The sequence below is a fragment of the Streptomyces sp. CB01373 genome, from assembly GCF_002803075.1.
Classification (GTDB): Bacteria; Actinomycetota; Actinomycetes; order Streptomycetales; family Streptomycetaceae; genus Streptomyces.
Window position 1 is genome coordinate 291877 of record NZ_NNBK01000008.1, and the last position, 19661, is coordinate 311537.

Sequence of the window (19661 nt, forward strand, 5' to 3'; positions counted from 1 at the left end):
ACCGAAGCACCCCGAGGACCCCACGTGCGCTTTCGTCTGACCCCCAGGGAGACGAGCTTCTACGACATGTTCGCCGCATCCGCGGACAACATCGTCACGGGCTCGAAACTCCTGATGGAACTGCTCGGGGCGGACACCTCCGCCCGGGCCGAGATCGCAGAGCGTATGCGGGCCGCGGAACACGCGGGTGACGACGCCACGCATGCGATCTTCCACCAGCTGAACTCCTCGTTCATCACGCCCTTCGACCGCGAGGACATCTACTCCCTCGCGTCGTCCCTCGACGACATCATGGACTTCATGGAGGAGGCCGTCGACCTGGTCGTCCTCTACAACGTCGAGGAACTGCCCAAGGGCGTCGAGCAGCAGATCGAGGTTCTGGCCAGGGCGGCGGAGCTGACGGCCGAGGCGATGCCGCACCTGCGGACCATGGACAACCTCACCGAGTACTGGATCGAGGTGAACCGCCTGGAGAACCAGGCGGACCAGATCCACCGCAAGCTGCTCGCGCACCTGTTCAACGGCAAGTACGACGCGATCGAGGTGCTGAAGCTCAAGCAGATCGTGGACGTGCTGGAAGAGGCCGCGGACGCGTTCGAGCACGTGGCGAACACGGTGGAGACCATCGCGGTCAAGGAGTCCTGAGGCGTCCATGGACACCTTCGCTCTGATCCTGACCGTCCTGGTCGCTCTCGGCTTCGCCTACACCAACGGCTTCCACGACTCCGCCAACGCCATCGCGACCTCCGTGTCGACCCGGGCGCTCACCCCGCGCGCCGCGCTGGCCATGGCCGCCGCGATGAACCTCCTCGGTGCCTTCCTCGGCAGCGGGGTCGCCAAGACCGTCAGCGAGGGCCTGATCCAGACGCCCACCGGCGGCAAGGGGATGGGCATCCTCTTCTCGGCCCTCCTCGGGGCCATCGTCTGGAACCTGGTCACCTGGTACTTCGGCCTTCCCTCGTCCTCCTCGCACGCGCTGTTCGGCGGCATGGTGGGCGCGGCCCTCGCGGGGGGTACGACGGTGTACTGGTCCGGCGTGCTCGACAAGGTCGTCACCCCGATGTTCCTGTCCCCGGTGGTCGGTCTGATCGTCGGCTACCTGGTGATGACGACGATCATGTGGCTCTTCCGCAGGACCAACCCGCACAAGGCCAAACGCGGCTTCCGCATAGCCCAGACCGTGTCGGCGGCCGGCATGGCGCTCGGGCATGGCCTCCAGGACGCCCAGAAGACCATGGGTGTCGTGGTGATGGCGCTGGTCATCGCCGATGTCGAGGACTACGGAGACCCGATCCCGGTGTGGGTGAAGCTGGTCTCCGCTCTCATGCTGTCGCTGGGCACCTACGCGGGCGGCTGGCGCATCATGCGCACTCTGGGCCGCAAGATCATCGAACTGGACCCGCCGCAGGGTTTCGCCGCCGAGACCACCGGCGCGTCGATCATGTTCGCCACGGCGTACCTCTTCAAGGCGCCGATCTCCACGACCCATGTGATCACCTCGGCGATCATGGGCGTGGGCGCGACGAAGCGGGTCAACGCCGTCCGCTGGGGCGTGGCGAAGAACATCGTCCTGGGCTGGTTCATCACCATGCCGGCCGCGGCGGTCGTGGCGGCCTGCGCCTTCTGGCTGATCAAGCTGGCGTTCCTGTAGCAGCCCGGCCCTGTGTGGTGACACTGGAACCATGACGAGCAAGGCACTTCTCGAAGGCGGGCCGGAGGATCTCGCGGGCACCCTGGTGCCTGTGGTCCCTCCCGGACAGGAACTGAAGATCCCGCACCTCGGGGGATACGAGCACTACAAGGTCACCTCGCGCCACGAGGACAGCAAGGAAGGACAGGTCACCGTCTACCGGTGGTGGGAGCGCACCGAAGTCGCAGAGTGAGCGGCCGGGCGCGCACCCCGGCCGGTGAAAGCGTGCGGGCCCGCCCCCGGGAGCCGGGGGCGGGCCCTTCTGCCACCTCGCAGTGGCACCGCCATGCAGCACCGCGAGGAATCCGGGGGGAGGACGTGCTCTAGCCGAAGCGGCCGGAGATGTAGTCCTCGGTCGCCTGCACGGACGGGTTGGAGAAGATCCGCTCGGTCTCGTCGATCTCGATCAGCCGGCCCGGCTTGCCCACGGCCGCCAGGTTGAAGAACGCCGTACGGTCCGAGACGCGCGCCGCCTGCTGCATGTTGTGCGTCACGATGACGATCGTGAAGCGCTCCTTCAGCTCGCCGATCAGGTCCTCGATGGCGAGCGTGGAGATCGGGTCGAGGGCGGAGCAGGGCTCGTCCATGAGCAGCACCTTCGGCTCGACCGCGATGGCGCGGGCGATGCACAGACGCTGCTGCTGACCGCCGGACAGGCCCGAGCCGGGCTTGTTCAGGCGGTCCTTGACCTCGTTCCAGAGGTTGGCGCCCTTGAGCGACTTCTCGACGATGTCGCCCAGCTCGCTCTTGCGGTAGTTGCCGTTCAGCCGCAGTCCCGCCGCCACGTTGTCGAAGATCGACATGGTGGGGAACGGGTTCGGGCGCTGGAAGACCATGCCCACCTCGCGGCGCACGGCCACCGGGTCCACCCCGGCGCCGTAGAGGTCCTCCTCGTCCAGGAGCACCTTGCCCTCGACGCGGCCGCCCGGGGTGACCTCGTGCATACGGTTGAGGGTGCGCAGGAACGTCGACTTGCCGCAGCCGGAGGGGCCGATGAACGCCGTCACCGAGCGCGGCTCGACCGTCATCGAGATGTCCTCGATCGCCTTGTGGGCGCCGTAGTAGGCGGTGAGCCCGCTCACATCGATTCGCTTGGCCATGACTACTTCACTTCCAAAAGTCCGGGGGTCGCTGACAGGCCCCGCGCGGCAGCAGCCGCAGATCGTTAACGGGGGGCCTTCCAGCGGGCGATGCCGCGGGCCACGAGGTTGAGGATCATCACGAAGGCGATGAGGGTGAGCGAGGCCGCCCACGCACGGTCGTACGCCGCACCGGAGCCCGCGCTGTTCGTGTACTGCTGGTAGATGTACAGCGGCAGCGAGGACTGCGCCCCCTCGAAGGGGTTCGTGTTGATGAACGGGTTGCCGAAGACCAGCAGCAGCACGGGCGCGGTCTCACCGGCGATACGGGCGATGGCCAGCACGATGCCGGTCGTGATGCCGCCGATGGAGGTGGGCAGGACCACCCGCAGGATCGTGCGCCACTTGGGCACGCCCAGGGCGAGGGACGCCTCCCGCAGCTCGTTCGGCACGAGCTTGAGCATCTCCTCCGTGGAGCGGACCACGACGGGCATCATCAGGATGGCCAGGGCCAGCGAACCGGCGAAGCCGAAGGGCTGCATCTTGAAGATCAGCATCAGGCTGAGGATGAACAGGCCCGCGACGATCGACGGGATGCCGGTCATGACGTCGACGAAGAAGGTCACGGCCCGGGCGAGGTTGCCGCGCCCGTACTCCACCAGGTAGACGGCGGTGAGCACGCCGACCGGCGCGCCGATCAGGGTGGCGAGGCCGACCTGCTCCAGGCTGCCGATGATGGCGTGGTAGATGCCGCCGCCCGGCTCGGTGTCGGCGACCAGGCCCATCGAGTGGGTCAGGAAGTAGCCGTCCAGGACCTTCACACCGCGCTGGACGGTCGTCCAGACCAGGGAGATCAGCGGCACGAGGGCGATCAGGAAGGCGACCCAGACGAGACTGGTCGCGACCCGGTCCTTGGCCTGGCGGCGGCCCTCGACGCGGGCGGCGACGCCGTAGGTGCCGAGGATGAAGAGGATCGCGGCGATCAGGCCCCACTGGACACGGCTGTGGAGACCGCCGGCCAGGCCGATGACGACCGCGGCGGCCAGGGAGCCGGCGGCGATGGCCCACGGCGACCACTTGGGCAGACTCGCGCCGCGCAGACTGCTGGAGCGCCTGTCGGCGATGGCTGCGTGGCTCATGCGTTGGCCCCCGAGTAGTCCTTGCGGCGGGCGATGATCAGGCGGGCCGCGCCGTTGACCAGCAGAGTGATGACGAACAGGACCAGGCCGGAGGCGATCAGCGCGTCACGGCCGTACTCCGACGCCTCGCTGAACTTGCTGGCGATGTTCTGGGCGAAGGTGCCGCCGCCCGGGTCGAGCAGGCTGGCCCCGATGGTGAAGGTCGGCGACAGCACGGTGGCGACGGCCATCGTCTCGCCGAGCGCGCGGCCCAGGCCGAGCATCGAGGCGGAGATCACGCCGGAGCGCCCGAAGGGCAGCACCGACATGCGGATGACCTCCCAGCGCGTGGCGCCGAGAGCCAGGGCCGCCTCCTCGTGCATCCGCGGGACCTGGCGGAACACCTCGCGGCTGACGTTGGTGATGATCGGCAGGATCATGATCGCCAGCAGGATGCCGACAGTGAGCAGCGAGCGGGGGGCGCCGCCCTCCCAGGAGAAGACGCCGGTCCAGCCGAGGTAGTGGTTCAGCCAGCCGAACAGGCCGTCCAGGTTCGGGACCAGGATCAGCGCGCCCCACAGACCGAACACGATGGACGGCACGGCGGCGAGCAGGTCGATCACGTACGCGATGGGGCCGCTCAGGCGGCGCGGGGCGTAGTGCGTGAGGAAGAGCGCGATGGCGACCGCGACGGGCACGGCGATGACCATGGCGATGATCGAGGAGACCACCGTGCCGAAGGCCAGCACGGCGATGCCGAAGACCGGCGGCTGAAGGCCGGTGTTCCACTCGAAGGTGGTCAGGAAGTTGCCGTGGTCCTTGCTGATCGCCAGCGAGGCACGGTAGGTCAGGAAGACCGCGATCGCGGCCATGACCACCAGCAGCAGGATGCCCGACCCACGGGTGAGACCGAGGAAGATCCGGTCTCCGGGACGGGTGGCACCGCGGGCGGCGCGCTTCTGCCCGGCCGCGGTCGGTTGAGGGGAAGGCGCGTCGGCGCCCGTCGTATGCGTTGATATGTCCATCGGGATCTCCGGTCTGCGGAGACGTACGCGGGGTACGGCTCCTGGCGGCGGTGCACCGGAAGGTGCGGCCCGGCCCCGTCAGGGGGGCCGGGCCGCACTGGGATCAGCTCAGGCCGTCGATGGTGGTGCGGACCTTGCTGATGATCGCGTCGGGGATCGGCGCGTAGTCGTTCGCGGTGAGGATGCTCTGGCCCTCCTCGCTGGCGATGTAGCGCAGGAACGCCTTGGTGGCCGGCAGGGTGTCGGCCTTGTTGCCCTTGTCGCAGGCGATCTCGTACGTGACCAGGACCATCGGGTAGGCACCCTCGGCCTTGGTGTTGTAGTTCAGCTGCAGGGCCAGGTCGCTGCCGGTGCCGACGACCTTGGCGTCCGCGATGGCCTTGGTGGCGTTCTCGACGGAGGCCTTGACCGGGGCGGCGGCACCCGTGTTGATGTCGACCGTGGTCATGTCCTTGGCGTACGACAGCTCGAAGTAGCCGATCGCGCCCTCGGTCTGCTTCACCTGCTGGGCCACGCCGGAGGACTGCGGAGCAGCCTGGCCGCCCTTGGCCTGCCAGGCCTTGCCGCCCTCATACTTCCAGTTCGCCGGGGTGGCGGCCTTCAGGTACTTGGTGAAGTTGTCCGTGGTGCCGGACTCGTCCGAGCGGTGGAACGCCTGGATCTTCAGGTTGGGCAGCTTGGCGTCGGGGTTCAGCTTCTTGATCGCCGCGTCGTCCCAGTTCTTGATCTTGCTGTCGAAGATCTTCGCCAGGGTGGGGGCGTCCAGGACGAGGCTGTCCACGCCCGGGACGTTGTAGCCGAGCGCGATCGGGCCGCCGACCATCGGCAGGTCGATGCCCTGACCGCCGTCGGTGCAGATCTTCTGGGAGGCGGTGACCTCTTCGGGCTTCAGCGCCGAGTCGGAGCCGGCGAAGGCGACCTGGCCCTGGGTGAACGCCGTGACGCCGGCGCCGGAGCCGCCGCCCTTGTAGTTGATCTGCACGCCACAGGCCTGGCTGAACTGCTTCACCCAGGCGTCGATCGCGTTCTTCTGCGCCGAGGAGCCGTCGGCGAGCAGCTGGCCCTTGGCGTCGTCACACTTGATGGAGCTGTTGGAGGCCGCGGTGCTGCTGTCGCCGCCGGCGTTGTTCTTGCCGGTGTCGTCAGAACCGCACGCCGTGAGGGCCAGGGCGCCGGAGACGGCGAGTGCGCCGAGAGCGAGTGCCCGCCGGGTCTTGCGCTGAAGCTTCACTTGAGTTCCTTCCAGGAGCCGCCGTCCTGTTCGGCGGCGTGCGAGGTGTGGACGACACCGATGCACCGACGTGCGCATCAGCACCGGGTAAGGCCGAAATTAGGCAGAACAGGTGAAGCCGCCGATGGCCGGAAGTGAACGAGGGGTGAACCCCTGCCGACAGTGCGGTGAGGTCACGGAATGCTTACGTCGAGGCCACGGAAGGAGACATGGCCGGGGCGGGCCCGTCGCCATGGACTCGAGGGCGCGCCGGACACCGGGGAACGCCGCGTTCCCCACCCCGCGGACCGCACCGCGCCGCCGGCCCGCGCGACCGAATCGGCCCGCGCTCGCGTGTCGGTGACGCCCCGACCGCCGTACTGTGGCAGTCCTGCGGCGCGGTTCCCCGGAACCCTCCGGGCCTCCTCGTCGTCTCGTTCCGCAGGAACGATCAGGAGGTGCGGGCATGGAACGGCGGACTTTCCTGGGGGGCGGCGCGGCCGCGCTCGCGGCGGCCGCGACGAGCGCGTGCAGCGGCGGCACGGGCGCCCCGGCCCGGGCGGCGGCGGACCGGACGACCGCCAGGGAGATGTCGGCTGCCTCCGGCACCACCAGCACCCCGTCCGCCACCGGCTGGGCCGCGCTCGCCCGCTCCCTGCACGGCACCCTGATCCGCCCGGGCGACGCCTCCTGGACGACCGCCAAGCAGCTCTACAACACCCGCTTCGACAACCTCAGGCCCACCGCGGTCGCCTACGTGGCCAACGCCGACGACGTACGGACCGTGCTGTCCTACGCCCGCGCCCACCACCTCCGCGCAGCCGTCCGCAACGGCGGCCACTCCTACGGCGGCTGGTCCTCCGGCGACGGCCGGCTGATCATCGACGTCTCCAAGCTCAGCCAGATACGGGCGAGCGGCTCCTCCGCGGTGATCGGCGCCGGCGCCAAGCTCATCGACATCTACCGCACGCTCACCGCGAAGGGCGTCACGATCCCCGGCGGCTCCTGCCCGACCGTGGGCATCTCCGGCCTGGTCCTGGGCGGCGGTCACGGAGTCGTCGCCCGCGCCTACGGCCTGACCTGCGACAGCCTGACCGGGGCCACCCTCATCACCGCGGACGGCAGGCAGCTGACCGCCGACGCCACCCAGAACAAGGACCTGTTCTGGGCGCTGCGCGGCGCGGGCAACGGCAACTTCGGCGTCGTCACCGAACTGCGGTTCAGGACCCACCCCGCACCGCAGGCCGTGTCGGCGTACCTGACCTGGCCCTGGGCGAAGGCCGCGGCGGTGATGAAGGCCTGGCAGGAGTGGGGACCCGTCCAGCCGGACGAGATCTGGTCCTCGCTGCACCTGGAGAACACGGCGGGCGGCACGCCCAGGGTGTCCGTGGCCGCCTTCTCCCTGGGCACCTACGGCGCGCTGCAGAACGCGGTGGACCGCCTGGCCGCGTCGGTCGGCGCCCCGGCGTCGAGCGTGTCGCTCAGGCGCCACTCCTACTGGCAGGCCATGGACGCCTACGCCGGCTGCTCGTCCTTCCCCGTGGAGGCCCAGTGCCACCTGCCGGGCAAGACGCCCGGCCGCTCCCCGCAGGGCAGGCTCGGCCGCGAGACCTACGCGGCCCGCTCGGACTTCTTCGACCGCTCCCTGTCCTCGGCCGGCATCCGGACGCTGGTGGCGCAGCTGCCCTCGGTGCGCGGCGGCGCGGGCAGCATCGCGTTCACCGCACTCGGCGGGGCGGTCAACCGGGTCTCCCCGACGGCGACGGCCTTCGTCCACCGACGCTCACGCATGCTGGCCCAGTACGTCGCCTCCTGGCGCCCGGGCACCACCGGCTCGGCGGCCCAGGCCTGGCTGACCTCGGCGCACGACGCCATGCGGCCCTACGCCTCCGGAGCGGCCTACCAGAACTACAGCGACCCCACCCTGAAGAACTGGCGCACCGCCTACTACGGCGACGCGGCGACCCGCCTGGCCAAGCTGAAGCGGCAGTACGACCCGCAGAACTTCTTCTCGTACCCGCAGGGCCTGTGACGCCCGGCGGGCCACCCGTGAGACCCGGCAGCGGACGGCCGGGGCACGGCGGGGCGCCGGGGGCGCTCCGCTACGCCGCCAGGTCCCGGTCCTCCGCCGACGCCCGCTCCCCGGCGGAGCAGCCGGAGACCACCGTGTCGTCCACGCCGCCGCCACGCCGCGCACTCACCAGCCGGCCGCCCCACGCCGACCCCTCGACCGCCTTCATCAGTGGCGTGAGCAGGGCCATGGCCAGGGGGGAGAGCAGCAGCGCGACAGCCGTACCCAGCGCGAACCCGCCGACCACGTCCGTCGGATAGTGCACGCCCATGTAGACCCGGCAGAACCCCTCGAACAGCGCCAGCACGATCCCGGCCAGACCGAAGCGCCGGTCGACGACGAACAGCGCGACCGCCATCGCCATGGTGATCGTCGCGTGATCGCTCACGAAGGAGTAGTCGGTCTTGCCGGGCACCAGGACATCGAGCCCCCGATGGTCCAGGAAGGGCCGGGGCCGCTGCACGAAATCCCTTATCGGCACGTTCACGAGCACCGCGAGGCCGGCCGCCAGCGGCGCCCACACCAGCGCGGCCACGCCGGACGCCGCCCCCTCGCCGCCCCGGCGCCGCACGGACCACCAGCACCCCAGCACGAGCAGCACCATGGCGAGCAGCAGCCCGTACTCACCGACGAACTCCATGACCCGGTCGAACCAGTGCGGGGCGTTCCTGGCCAGGCTGTTGATGTCGTAGAGCAGGTCGACGTCGGGGTTCGACCCGGATTCGGCGAGTCCAGCCATCCTGCTGCGGCCCCTTCGTCGTGTCGTCGCGGGCGCACCCGGCGTGCGCCGCTCCAGCCCACCCCCGTGGTCGTAGGTCCGCTTCCGCTGCACGCGCGCAGGGTCCGCACGCCACCGGACATCCACTTGGCTACGTCATCAGCAACGCACGACCCCGATCGATGCGTTCCGCACTCCACCGAACGATCACGCAGACGTTATCGAAGAGAGACTCGTCGCCGCAGCTCAGGGGGGCGGCTCACCCTCCGCTCACACCGCGGAGGGGAGCGCCTTCGCACCGTCCTCGGTGACCCTGGTGGCCCCGAAGTAGTCGGGTGTGTCGACGGGATCGAAGCGGATCACGGCGCCCGTCCTCGGCGCGTCGATCATGTACCCGCCGCCGACGTAGATGCCGACGTGCCGGATGGCCCGCGAGTTGGTCAGGTCGTCGGAGAAGAACACCAGGTCACCCGGCAGGAGTTCGTCCCGCCTGGGGTGCGGCCCGGCGTTGTACTGATCGTTGGCGACCCGCGGCAGCGTGACCCCCACGCTCTCGTAGGCGGCCTTGGTCAGGCCCGAGCAGTCGAACCGCCCGCCCTGCTCAGGGGTGCCGTTCCCACCCCACAGATAACGCGTGCCCAGCTTGCTCTGCGCGTACGTGATGGCCGCCGCGGCCTGCCGGGAGGGATCGACACGGGTGACGGGGGCGGCGAAGCTCTTCTCCAGGGTCGTGATCGTCTTCACGTAGTTCCGCGTCTCCGCGTACGGCGGCACGCCCCCGTACCTGATGACCGCGTCGGCCCCCGCGTTGTAGGCCGCGAGCATGTTGTGCGTGGCGTTGCCCGGCACGCTCTTGACGTAGGAGGCGAGTTCGCAGTCGTAGGACGCGGCCGAGGGGATCGCGTCGTTCGGGTTCCAGACGTCCGCCTTCCCGTCGCCGTCGGCGTCAATGCCGTGCGTGGCCCAGGTGCTCGGGATGAACTGCGCGATCCCCTGCGCCGCGGCGGGACTCCTGGCGTTCGGGTCGAACCCGCTCTCCTGGTACAACTGGGCTGCCAGCAAGGCCGGGTTGATCGCGGGGCAGAGATTGCCCCATCTCTGCACGAGGGACTGGTACGCGGCCGGCACGGCGCCCTTGGCGAGCCCCACGGACCCGCCGCCCGCCCCGCCCGCGATGCTCCCCGCGGCGACGTAGACGCCGACGACGAGCAGGGCGACGAAGCTGAGCCCGGAAGCGACGACGGCGACCGCCACGATCCATGCCTTACGCACCGTCAACCGCCCCTCGTCGCACGGGAGTCCGCCGTCGACAGTGTAGAGGCGCCGGCACCGCTTTCCAGGTGATCACACACGGGCGCAGGGCAGCACGGCGGTCAGCCACCGTGCGACCCCGCGGCGAGGAGCGGCGCGGGGCGGATCAGAGAGCGGCGGTCGCGTCCTTGTAGAGCCGGTCCGCGGCGGCCCCCAGCACCACGCTGTACGACGTGTCCGCCGTCGAGCCGCCCGCCTCGTGGCCGCCGAGCACGCCGACGACCTCCTGGTCGCCGTTGATCCACGGGCTGCCGCTGGTGCCGCCGGTGAACTCCGGGCAGTCGATACGCTGCTGCGTGCCGCTGTGGGCCCGCGGCCGGTTGGTGCAGCTGATGGGCACCTCGCGGGAGTCCGGGTAACCGGTGAGGGTGACCGCGGTCGCCCCGGTCGCCGCCCCGGTGAGGAAGCGGTTGGCGCCGACGGCGTCCTCGACACCCTTCCCGCCCTGCGGGGCGATCACGGCGAAGGCCATGTCGCTGTCCTCGTCCTGGTGCGCGGTCCAGTCGTCGGGCAGGAAGCGCTGCTTGACCGTCCACACCCCGTAGGGCGCCCGGCCGTCCCGGTACCCCGGCACGAACACCAGGTCGGAGTCCCCGCTCAGGCAGTGGGCGGCGGTGACGACGAGGTCGCGGTGGGGGCTGTGCACCACCGAGGCCGTGCAGAAGTGGTTGCCGGCGAGGTCGTCGGCCTTGTCCGCGCCGAACAGCGCCCCGACCCGGGCGCTCTGCGGGGTCTTGGACGTGACGGCGGTCACCCCGAGCGGTTCGGGCTCCTCGAACGGGCCGGTCATCCCATGCGGTCCGATCATCCCGAGCGCGCCGGGACCGTCGTGCGCGGCCGCGACGGAGACCGAGGTCACGGCGAGCAGCACCAGCGTGGCGAACAGCGCCCGCGCACCGGCCCGGCGACGCCCGGGACGTGCGCGATCGGCGAGGCTCTCGATACCTGAGGTGCGCTTCATCAGGCTCCACTGTGGCGGACGGGGATGAGAAACGGACCCCGACTTCCCTGAGATTCTCCTGTGAAACGCCCGTTCATCGTATGACCGGGCTCACACCGCCTCCCCCGACGCGCCCCGCCCGCCGGGACGCCGCCGGGGGCGACGGGAACGCGGTGCCGACGCGGAGAAGCGTGAGACCATCGGCCACGGGCGACCGCTCACCCGACTGGTCGTCAGAACCCTTGCCGACACGTGAGAAACGTCAACGACGGAACCACATCACGGGTTGCGGTCGGACTTCATTGCCCGGCGTGACCTGCCGTGATACACAGAGTGACCATACGTACGAAACCCACCAGGCAATGCCGTCAAGTCGACATACGGCGGCGTCATTGTCGGCGAGAATGGGCCTGCCCTCTGCACGAAGGCAGGGGAAGCGGAACTACCCAACAGGGGCGGTGACTTACATGCTCTTTGCGGCCGACAAGGGAGACATCAACACCATCATCGGCGGGATCGCTCCGAACTGGGGGCCCTTCGGCAGCCTGGGCAACGAGGCGAAGGTGATGATCGAGGTGGTGATGGCCGTGGCCATCCTGCTCTGCCTCGGCATCGCCATCTGGGGCGCCGCCAAACAGCGCATCGGCGCCACGGCCCTGCGCGACACGTTCAGTGCCGAGCAGGGCAAGGGCCTGATCATCGCCGGACTGACGGGCGTGTTCATCATCGGCTCGCTCGGCACGCTCTTCACCATCGTGTACGGCATGGCCGTGTAACCGGCGCATACCCGCGCATGCCGCGCACGGTGCCCCGTGCGCACCGCCGGCCGGACCCTCCGGGCGCGCCCGGTGCCCCCGCTGCCCCTACCCACCCACCGTGCCCACCGGCTGAGGTTGCGTTTCCCTGATGTCGAGTCACCACACCGCGTCCACGCGGGAACCAGCACGGCTACCGTCGTACTTCCAGGCATTCCGGTACGAGGTCGAGGGGGCGTACGGGGCATGAGTCGCTCAGACGGGCACGGGTACGGCGATTCGGCGCACGCCGACGACGGGCCGTACGCGGGCGGGCAGACCCGCACCCGGCTCCCGGACCGGCCCGGCGACCCCTACGGAGGCGCGCGGCGCGGCGGCCGCTCGTCCTCGCGCAGCCTGATCACGGTGGTCGCCGTCGTCGTCCTCCTCATCGCCGCGATCGCCTTCGCGAACCGCTCGGGAGGCCGCTCCCCCGCCGCCGGCGGCGGCACCGCAGACAAGCCCAAGGCGGCGGCGACCGCGGCGACCGGCAAGCAGCCGGTCCACACGAAGACGGACGGCATCCCGTCGGGCTTCACCCACGACGAACAGGGAGCACAGAGCGCCGCCGCGAACTACGCCGTGGCCCTCGGCTCGACCGACATGTTCAAGAAGGGCACCCGGCACACCCTCCTGGACCTCCTCTACACCCCCGACGCGGCGGCCCGCCTCCAAAAACCCATGGACCAGGCCTACTCGGCGGACTTCCTCAACAGGATGGGCCTGGCCGCGGACGGCAACCCGCCCACCGGCAGCACGTTCGTCTCACGCGTGGTGCCGGTGGGCACCACCGTGCAGCAGTACAGCGACAGCAGCGCCAGGGTCGCGATCTGGTACGTGGGACTCATCGGCATGTCCGCGAAGACCTCCACCGACCCGGTCACCTCGTCCTGGAAGACGTGGACGTTCGAACTCCAGTGGTCGAGAGGCGACTGGAAGATCGTCTCCGACTCGCAGAAGGCCGGCCCCGCCCCGGTCCCCGGCGACGACAGGGCCGCCACCTCCGACGAGATCCGCAAGGCCACCGAAGAGTACGGAGGGTTCACGTATGCCCGGTAGCAAGCAGCGCCTGCTGGGGCTCACCGGAGCCGTGGCAGCCGTGCAGACGACGGTCGTACTGCTGGCCACCCGCGCCGTCGCCGATCCCTCGCCCAGCCCGACGCCCTCGCCGACGGCGAGCAAGAACAACTGCGACCTCATCTTCGGCGACGCCAAGAAGTACTGCGAGCGCGGCAACGGCACCAGCAGCGGTTCCACGGCTCCCGACCCCACCTCCACCCTCGACCCCCTCTCCTCGCTCGCCAAGGGCTGTGCCGACGCCGCGTCGTGGACCGTCACCAAGCTCAGCAAGGCCGTGCAGGAGACGGCGAACGTCGACTTCACCAACCAGAAGTTCCTCCAGCAGTACGCGGTCGTGTTCGCCGCCTCGTCCGTGCTCACACTGCTGCTCTGGCTGCTGGCCGTGGCCAAGCGCGCCGTACGCGGCGTACCGCTGTCCACCGCCATCTCCGAGGCGGTCGGCTTCCTCTGGCTGACCGTGCTCGCCTCCGCCTTCACCCCGCTGATCCTCTACACGGTCGTCTCGGCCACCGACGGCGTCTCCGACGTCCTCGCCAAGGCCACCGGCGACCAGGCCGGCACCTTCTTCGGCACGTTCTCCGCCGCGCTCGGCAAGGGCGAGAACATCGGCGGCGGACCGATCATGCTGATCGTCGTCTCCCTGGTCTCCATCCTCGCCGCCGGCGTGCTCTGGCTGGAGCTCGTCATCCGCGCCGCCCTGCTCTACGTCGGCGCCCTGCTCGGCACCGTCGTCTACGCCGGACTGGTCGACAAGAACCTGTGGGGCCACGTCCGCCGCTGGGCCGGAATCATGATCGCGGTGATCATGGTGAAGCCGGTCATCGTCATCGTGCTCGGGCTCGCCGGAGCACTCTCCTCCGGCGACAACGGCCCCGGCGCCTTCTCCGCGGTCGTCTCCGGCCTCGCGATCATCCTGCTGGCCATCTTCGCCAGCGCCATGATCTACCGGTTCGTCCCGGGCTTCGGCGACGAGATCGCGGCCGGCCGCAACAACCGCATCATGCGGGGCGCCGAGGGCAAGGCCGCCGCGGTCATCAGCTCCCCGGCCACCATGGTCGCGCAGGGCATCAAGACCCACAGCACCCGGGCCGACAGCAACGGCGGCGGCCAGTCGTCCGCCCCCCGCCCGGCCAACCCGGCCGCCGGCGGCGTCGCCGCGCACAGCGCGCGCGTCCCGGACGGTGGTGGCGGATCCGGCCCCTCCACCACACCCGCTCCCCGCGCGCCCAGCCCGGTGAACACCCCCCACGCCGGAAGCACCCGCAACAGCAGCACCAACCGCCCGGGAGGTGAAGGACGTTGACGACCGACTCCCACGTGTCCCACGCGGTCGCGTCCCGCCGTACCTATCTGATCGGCCGCGCCCGGCCGAACGCGATCGTCGGCCGCAACCGCGAGTCCGGCGAGATCGCCCTGATCATCGCGGGCGCGTTCATCGGCATGATGTGCGGACTGCTGGTCCCGGTGCTGCCCCTGCGCATCGTCCTGCTGACGGGCTTCCCGCTGCTGGCCCTGGCCGCGGTCTACGTGCCCTACCGGCACCGCACCTTCTACAAGTGGTTCGAGATCAACCGGAGCTACAAGCGCACCGTCAAGCGCGGCGCCGTCTACCGCTCCAGCGTGATGGAGGCCGGAACGGGCCTGGACGGCCGGGAGGTCGAGATCGGGCCGCCGCCCGGCATCGGCCGGATCACCTGGCTCGCCGCGCCGTTCGGCCCCGACGAGATCGCCGTGCTGCTGCACGCCGACCGCAGAACCGTCACCGCCGCCATTGAGATCGAGGGCCCCGGCGTCGGCCTGCGCGACTCCGAGGACCAGGAAGCCCTCGTCGACCGCTTCGGCACCCTGCTCAAGCACGTGGCCAACGGCGACGGCTTCGTCACCCGCCTGCAGATGCTCGCCCGCACCCTCCCCGCCGACCCCGACGCCCACGCCAAGGACGTCTCCGTACGCGGGGACGAACGGGCACCGCACTGGCTCCAGCAGTCCTACGACCAACTGCAGTCCATGGTGTCCACCAGCAGCGAGCAGCACCGCGCCTACCTCGTCGCCTGCATGCACTACACCCGCGAACTCGCCGCCGAGGCCCACGCCATGGCGCGGGCCGCCCGGCCCCACACGGGCCGCAAGCTGGACCGGGACGCCGGACTCGCGGTCGTCATGGCCCGCGAGCTGACCGACATCTGCTCCCGGCTCCAGGAGGCCGACATCCGCGTACGGCAGCCGCTCGGTCAGGGGCGGCTGGCCTCGCTGGTCCACTCCATGTACGACCCGGACCACCCGATCGACCACATCCAGGCGATGACCAAGCGCAACGCCTGGCCGGCCGAGCTGGACGCCATGGAGCCGACGTACCTTCAGGCCAAGACCCGCGAGTCGACGACCCGTGCCCCCTGGTGCCACGCCACCGCCTGGGTCAAGGAATGGCCGATGACCCCGGTCGGCGTGAACTTCCTCGCGCCCCTCCTCGTCCACACCCCGGACGTCATCCGCACCGTCGCCGTCACGATGGACCTCGAACCCACCGAGATCGCCATCGAACGCATGCTGACCGAGAAGACCAACGACGTCGCCGAGGCCAGCCGCGCCGCGAAGATGAACCGCACCGTGGACCCGCGCGACGTCGCCGCCCACAGCCGCCTCGACCAGCGCGGCGAGGACCTCGCCAGCGGCGCGGCCGGCGTCAACCTGGTCGGCTACATCACCGTGTCCTCCCGCTCCCCCGAGTCCCTGGCCCGCGACAAGCGGACGATCAGGGCCTCGGCCGGGAAGTCCTACCTGAAACTCGAGTGGTGCGACCGCGAGCACCACCGCGCCTTCGTGAACACGCTCCCGTTCGCCACCGGAATCCGACGGTAGGGGCTGATGCTCTGATGCGGGACCCGCTGACCTCACTCACGGACGCCTTCACCACCTTCCTGTTCGGGAAGGTGGAGACGACCCGGCTGCCGGTGAGAACGTCCACGGGCCAGGCCCAGGCGGTCTACCTGCCCACCGCCGCGCCCGGCCTCGGCGACTCGGGCGTCATCATCGGCCGCGAGGTGTACTCCGGAAAGGGCTACATCTACGACCCCTTCCAGCTCTACGGCCAGCAGCTCCCCGCCCCGCACTGGCTGGTCCTCGGCGAGTCCGGCAACGGCAAGTCGGCGCTGGAGAAGACCTACGTCCTGCGCCAGCTCCGCTTCCGCGACCGCCAGGTCGTCGTCCTGGACGCCCAGGGCGAGGACGGGGTGGGCGAGTGGAACCTCATCGCGGAGCAGCTGGGCATAACGCCGATCCGGCTGGACCCGATGGCGGCCCTCGACCACGGCATCCGGCTCAACCCCCTGGACCCGTCGATCACGACCACGGGCCAGCTCGCGCTGCTGCGCACCATCATCGAGGTCGCCATGGGGCACGGCCTGGACGAGCGTTCCGGCTTCGCGCTGAAGGTCGCCCACGCCTACGTCAACGAGACGATCGTGGAACGCCAGCCGGTGCTGTCGGACATCGTCGAGCAACTCCGCCACCCCGAGCCGGAGTCGGCCGAGGCGATGAACGTCGCCATAGACGACGTACGGGCCTGGGGCCTGGACGTGGCGCTGGTCCTGGACCGGCTGGTCGACGGTGACCTGCGCGGCATGTTCGACGGCCCCACCACGGTCGGCATCGACCTGGACGCGCCCCTGATCGTCTTCGACCTGTCCCACATCGACCGCAACTCCATCGCCATGCCGATCCTGATGGCGATCGTCGGCGTGTGGCTGGAGCACACCTGGATCCGCCCCGACCGCAAGAAGCGCATCTTCCTGGTCGAGGAGGCCTGGCACATCATCAACAGCCCGTTCGTGGCCCAGCTGTTCCAGCGGCTGCTGAAGTTCGGCCGCCGGCTCGGTCTGTCGTTCGTGGCCGTCGTCCACCATCTGTCCGACGTGGTGGACGGCGCGGCGGCCAAGGAGGCCGCGGCGATCCTGAAGATGGCCTCCACCAGGACGATCTACGCCCAGAAGGCGGACGAGGCGAGGGCGACGGGAGGGGTGCTCGGCCTGCCCAGGTGGGCGGTCGAGATCATCCCGAGCCTGACCCCCGGTATCGCGGTGTGGGACGTCAACGGCAATGTCCAGGTGGTCAAACATCTGGTCACCGAGACCGAACGGCCGCTGGTGTTCACCGACCGCGCCATGACGGAGTCCTCCAGCGACCGCCTCGCCGACGACAGCCTGCGCGCCGCGGAGCTGGAGGCGGAGGAGCGGGCGGCGGCCTTCATGGGACAGCACATCGGCGACCTGGACGGCTCCTCCGAGTCGACGGTGGCCTAGAGGGGACGCGCGCGTGAGACCGGACGACCGCGACCACGGACAGGGCCGCCAGGGCCGTCGGGACGGCCAGGGCGGCGTTCCCGACGGCCTGCTGGTCGGCGTCATGGCCTTTTTGCTCGGCATGACCCTGCTGGTGTGGACGGCCACCGGACTCGCCGGCCTGTTCACCCACGGCTCCTGGCCCGCCGGGGTCGCCTTCACCCGCACGCCGCCGGCGATGCGCCACCTCATCACCGACCCGCACGACATCCCCGCCGCCTGGCCGGACACTCCGCCGGACGCGCTGTCGGGCTACGGGCTGTTCTGGGGCCTGTTCATCGGCCAGCTGATGGTGCTGCTCGTACTGACCGTGTTCGTGATGGGCACCGTGGCCCGCTGGCGAGCCGGGCGGCTGCGCAGACGGGCGGAGAGGGCGGCGGACCGGGAGAGGGCGACGGCGCCGGAACCCCAGGAGGCGCCCGCGCCGGTCCCGCACGAGGTGCCCACCCAGCGGGCGGCCCCGCAGCCCGGACGGCCGCTCGTGGCCGCCCAGCAGGCCGCCGAGGCCCCGCAGGAGGCTGCACCGGCGGCCCCGCAGCCCTCGAACCGGGCGGAACCCGCGGCCCCGCCCACGCAGCCCCTCATGTCCCTCGCCGCCGACCGCCACGGCGGGCCGGCCGGCGGACGGGAGACGTTCCTGACCGCCCCGCGGGAAGCCCGGCAGGCGGCCGCGGCCCAGGCGATCCGGGACGCGGCGGGCCCGGCCCTCGTCATCACGTCCAACCCCGCCCTGTGGCAGGACACGAAGGACTCACGGGCCAAGCTGGGCCCGGTCCTCCTCTACGACCCCGGCCACCTCTGCGACACCCCGGCCCGCCTCCACTGGTCCCCCACGGCGGGCTGCGAGGACAAGGCCACGGCGGCCGCCAGAGCCGCCGCGCTGCTCGCCCCGGTCCGCCCCGCCGCCAAGGTGGACCAGGCGACCGGCGACACCGCGGAGACCCTTCTGCGCAGCTTCCTGCACGCCGCCGCCGTCGACGGCCGCGCGATCCGCCACGTCCACCGCTGGGCGCAGGGCACACAGGTCCAGGAGGCCGTGCGGATCCTCCGTACGAACCCCAAGGCCGCCGCCGGTTCGGCCGGCGAGCTGGAGTCCTCGCTCACCTCGTATCCCGAACGCCGTGACATGGCCCAGGAGTTGACCGGTCGCGCGCTGGCCTCACTGTTCACGGTCAACATCCGCGAGGCCTGCACTCCCAACCGAACTGATGCGGTCGCCCTGGATTCCTTCGTGAACGAAGGGGGCACGCTTTATGTGGTCGGCGAATCCCTCGAGGATCCCCGGACCGACCCGGGTGCGATGCCCCTCCTGACGGCACTCGCCTCAAGCGTGGTCGAGCGCGGCCGGCGCATGGCCGAACGGTCATCCTCCGGTCGCCTCGACCCACCACTCACGCTCGTCCTGGACGACGTCGCCGCCGTGGCCCCGCTTCCCCAGCTCCCGGAGCTGCTGGCCGCCGGAGCTGGCCAGGGGCTGCCCACGCTGGTCCTGCTCCGCTCCCGCGAACAGGCCCGCGCCCGCTGGCCGCACGCCGAGCTCCCGGCGTGACCCGCGGCTGTCGCCAGGCCCCTCCTGCCCCCAGGGCCCTCAGGGGCGTTCGAGGACGTACTCCAGTTCGGACTCGGCCGAGCCGACCGTCAGCGGCACGCTGACCCCGCTCGGCAGGAACCCGATCCTGCGGTAGAAGCGCAGGGCCCGCCCGTTGTCCTCGTGCACGATGAGCCGCACCCGCTCCACGTCGATGTCCCAGGCCCATTGCAGGGCCTCGTCGAACAGCAACTCGGTCAGCCCGCACCCACGGTGCTCGGGTCGCACATACACACCTACGACGTGCCCCTGCCGCCGCTCGACCGGGAACCCGGCCCAGTCCGTCGTGCCGGCCTCCTCGACGAGCACGGTCACGCTTCCGACCCACTCGCCGTCCGGCCCCTCCACGATGAACTGCCGAGCGCCACCTGCCGACCCCACGGAAGCCCCGGCCGTCCGCTCCTGCCAGAACGAGTCGGGCCTGGCCATGGCGTCGTCGTACGTCTCCAGAAAGGCGAGGTGGGCCACCGGGTCCTGGAGGGCGACCAGCCGCAGCGCCTTCGCGGCGGGCCACTCCTCGGCGCGTACGGCACGGACGACGTACTGCTCGGTACTGCTGGTGCTGCCAGGGCTGCTCATGAGCCCACGGTAATGGACAAAAAAGAAAGGGCCCACACCTTTTCGGCGTGGGCCCTTTCATCAAAATTTGTTCGGCGGCGTCCTACTCTCCCACAGGGTCCCCCCTGCAGTACCATCGGCG

18 protein-coding genes are annotated in these 19661 nt (G+C 70.5%); 10 read left to right on the forward strand and 8 right to left on the reverse strand.

Annotation, left to right across the window (positions count from 1 at the left end; translation table 11 throughout):
• Positions 1-24 precede the first annotated feature (24 nt).
• The 3 genes from CG719_RS15085 to CG719_RS15095 are packed head-to-tail and all read left to right on the forward strand — an operon-like array spanning position 25 to position 1883.
• Positions 25-645, forward strand: a complete 621-nt coding sequence (locus tag CG719_RS15085; RefSeq protein WP_031154207.1) for a DUF47 domain-containing protein — start codon at positions 25-27, stop codon at positions 643-645.
• Between the two features lie 7 nt (positions 646-652).
• A complete protein-coding gene (locus tag CG719_RS15090) occupies positions 653-1651 on the forward strand; it encodes an inorganic phosphate transporter (protein ID WP_100569121.1) in 999 nt (332 codons plus the stop codon).
• 31 nt (positions 1652-1682) lie between these two features.
• Positions 1683-1883, forward strand: a complete 201-nt coding sequence (locus tag CG719_RS15095; protein ID WP_100569122.1) for a DUF5988 family protein — start codon at positions 1683-1685, stop codon at positions 1881-1883.
• Positions 1884-2013: 130 nt separating this feature from the next.
• Here CG719_RS15095 and pstB read toward each other — a convergent pair whose 3' ends face one another.
• From pstB to pstS, 4 genes are all read right to left on the reverse strand, one after another.
• Positions 2014-2790: a phosphate ABC transporter ATP-binding protein PstB gene (pstB, locus tag CG719_RS15100; RefSeq protein ID WP_100569123.1), complete on the reverse strand. Its 777-nt coding sequence runs from the start codon at positions 2788-2790 to the stop codon at positions 2014-2016.
• A gap of 65 nt (positions 2791-2855) precedes the next feature.
• The gene (pstA, locus tag CG719_RS15105; RefSeq protein ID WP_100569124.1) at positions 2856-3908 is read right to left on the reverse strand and encodes a phosphate ABC transporter permease PstA; all 1053 of its coding nucleotides are present in this window, start codon (positions 3906-3908) and stop codon (positions 2856-2858) included.
• A complete protein-coding gene (pstC, locus tag CG719_RS15110) occupies positions 3905-4912 on the reverse strand; it encodes a phosphate ABC transporter permease subunit PstC (protein ID WP_100569125.1) in 1008 nt (335 codons plus the stop codon). The genes pstA and pstC overlap by 4 nt, the downstream gene beginning before the upstream one ends.
• 103 nt (positions 4913-5015) lie before the next feature.
• The gene (gene pstS / locus CG719_RS15115; protein WP_100569126.1) at positions 5016-6143 is read right to left on the reverse strand and encodes a phosphate ABC transporter substrate-binding protein PstS; all 1128 of its coding nucleotides are present in this window, start codon (positions 6141-6143) and stop codon (positions 5016-5018) included.
• Between the two features lie 445 nt (positions 6144-6588).
• On the opposite strand from pstS, the gene CG719_RS15120 reads away from it, so the two are divergent.
• Positions 6589-8154, forward strand: coding sequence for an FAD-binding oxidoreductase (locus CG719_RS15120; protein WP_100569127.1), 1566 nt, complete (start codon positions 6589-6591; stop codon positions 8152-8154).
• A gap of 70 nt (positions 8155-8224) precedes the next feature.
• Here CG719_RS15120 and CG719_RS15125 read toward each other — a convergent pair whose 3' ends face one another.
• The 3 genes from CG719_RS15125 to CG719_RS15135 form a co-directional block, all read right to left on the reverse strand.
• Positions 8225-8932, reverse strand: a complete 708-nt coding sequence (locus CG719_RS15125; protein ID WP_100569128.1) for a phosphatase PAP2 family protein — start codon at positions 8930-8932, stop codon at positions 8225-8227.
• A gap of 249 nt (positions 8933-9181) precedes the next feature.
• Entirely contained in the window at positions 9182-10183 is a 1002-nt protein-coding gene (locus CG719_RS15130; RefSeq protein WP_100569159.1) for a C40 family peptidase, read from the reverse strand.
• 145 nt (positions 10184-10328) lie between these two features.
• Positions 10329-11183 carry a trypsin-like serine peptidase gene (locus CG719_RS15135; RefSeq protein ID WP_100569129.1) on the reverse strand — a complete coding sequence of 285 codons (855 nt, stop codon included), beginning with the start codon at positions 11181-11183 and terminating at the stop codon, positions 10329-10331.
• Positions 11184-11629: 446 nt separating this feature from the next.
• Here CG719_RS15135 and CG719_RS15140 point away from each other — a divergent pair, with 446 nt between their 5' ends.
• From CG719_RS15140 to CG719_RS15165, 6 genes are all read left to right on the forward strand, one after another.
• Positions 11630-11938, forward strand: a complete 309-nt coding sequence (locus tag CG719_RS15140; RefSeq protein ID WP_100569130.1) for a hypothetical protein — start codon at positions 11630-11632, stop codon at positions 11936-11938.
• A 225-nt stretch (positions 11939-12163) separates the two neighbouring features.
• Positions 12164-13015, forward strand: a complete 852-nt coding sequence (locus CG719_RS15145) for a hypothetical protein (RefSeq protein ID WP_100569131.1) — start codon at positions 12164-12166, stop codon at positions 13013-13015.
• Positions 13005-14339 (forward strand): hypothetical protein, encoded by a 1335-nt coding sequence (locus CG719_RS15150; protein ID WP_100569132.1) that lies wholly within the window; start codon positions 13005-13007, stop codon positions 14337-14339. Before CG719_RS15145 ends, CG719_RS15150 begins: the two co-directional genes overlap by 11 nt.
• Positions 14336-15895: an SCO6880 family protein gene (locus tag CG719_RS15155; RefSeq protein WP_100569133.1), complete on the forward strand. Its 1560-nt coding sequence runs from the start codon at positions 14336-14338 to the stop codon at positions 15893-15895. Before CG719_RS15150 ends, CG719_RS15155 begins: the two co-directional genes overlap by 4 nt.
• Before the next feature lie 14 nt (positions 15896-15909).
• The gene (locus CG719_RS15160; protein ID WP_100569134.1) at positions 15910-17334 is read left to right on the forward strand and encodes an ATP-binding protein; all 1425 of its coding nucleotides are present in this window, start codon (positions 15910-15912) and stop codon (positions 17332-17334) included.
• Positions 17335-17347: 13 nt separating this feature from the next.
• Positions 17348-18922, forward strand: a complete 1575-nt coding sequence (locus CG719_RS15165; protein ID WP_100569135.1) for a type IV secretory system conjugative DNA transfer family protein — start codon at positions 17348-17350, stop codon at positions 18920-18922.
• 39 nt (positions 18923-18961) lie between these two features.
• Here CG719_RS15165 and CG719_RS15170 read toward each other — a convergent pair whose 3' ends face one another.
• The gene (locus CG719_RS15170) at positions 18962-19540 is read right to left on the reverse strand and encodes a GNAT family N-acetyltransferase (protein WP_100569160.1); all 579 of its coding nucleotides are present in this window, start codon (positions 19538-19540) and stop codon (positions 18962-18964) included.
• Between the last annotated feature and the right edge of the window lie 121 nt (positions 19541-19661).

Coding starts and splice junctions, on each gene's coding strand:
- CG719_RS15090 (WP_100569121.1), top strand. CDS start 653: ATGGACACCTTCGCTCTGATCCTGACCGTCCTGGTCGCTCTCGGCTTC.
- CG719_RS15095 (WP_100569122.1), top strand. CDS start 1,683: ATGACGAGCAAGGCACTTCTCGAAGGCGGGCCGGAGGATCTCGCGGGC.
- pstB (WP_100569123.1), bottom strand. CDS start 2,790: ATGGCCAAGCGAATCGATGTGAGCGGGCTCACCGCCTACTACGGCGCC.
- pstA (WP_100569124.1), bottom strand. CDS start 3,908: ATGAGCCACGCAGCCATCGCCGACAGGCGCTCCAGCAGTCTGCGCGGC.
- pstC (WP_100569125.1), bottom strand. CDS start 4,912: ATGGACATATCAACGCATACGACGGGCGCCGACGCGCCTTCCCCTCAA.
- CG719_RS15120 (WP_100569127.1), top strand. CDS start 6,589: ATGGAACGGCGGACTTTCCTGGGGGGCGGCGCGGCCGCGCTCGCGGCG.
- CG719_RS15125 (WP_100569128.1), bottom strand. CDS start 8,932: ATGGCTGGACTCGCCGAATCCGGGTCGAACCCCGACGTCGACCTGCTC.
- CG719_RS15135 (WP_100569129.1), bottom strand. CDS start 11,183: ATGAAGCGCACCTCAGGTATCGAGAGCCTCGCCGATCGCGCACGTCCC.
- CG719_RS15140 (WP_100569130.1), top strand. CDS start 11,630: ATGCTCTTTGCGGCCGACAAGGGAGACATCAACACCATCATCGGCGGG.
- CG719_RS15145 (WP_100569131.1), top strand. CDS start 12,164: ATGAGTCGCTCAGACGGGCACGGGTACGGCGATTCGGCGCACGCCGAC.
- CG719_RS15150 (WP_100569132.1), top strand. CDS start 13,005: ATGCCCGGTAGCAAGCAGCGCCTGCTGGGGCTCACCGGAGCCGTGGCA.
- CG719_RS15160 (WP_100569134.1), top strand. CDS start 15,910: ATGCGGGACCCGCTGACCTCACTCACGGACGCCTTCACCACCTTCCTG.
- CG719_RS15170 (WP_100569160.1), bottom strand. CDS start 19,540: ATGAGCAGCCCTGGCAGCACCAGCAGTACCGAGCAGTACGTCGTCCGT.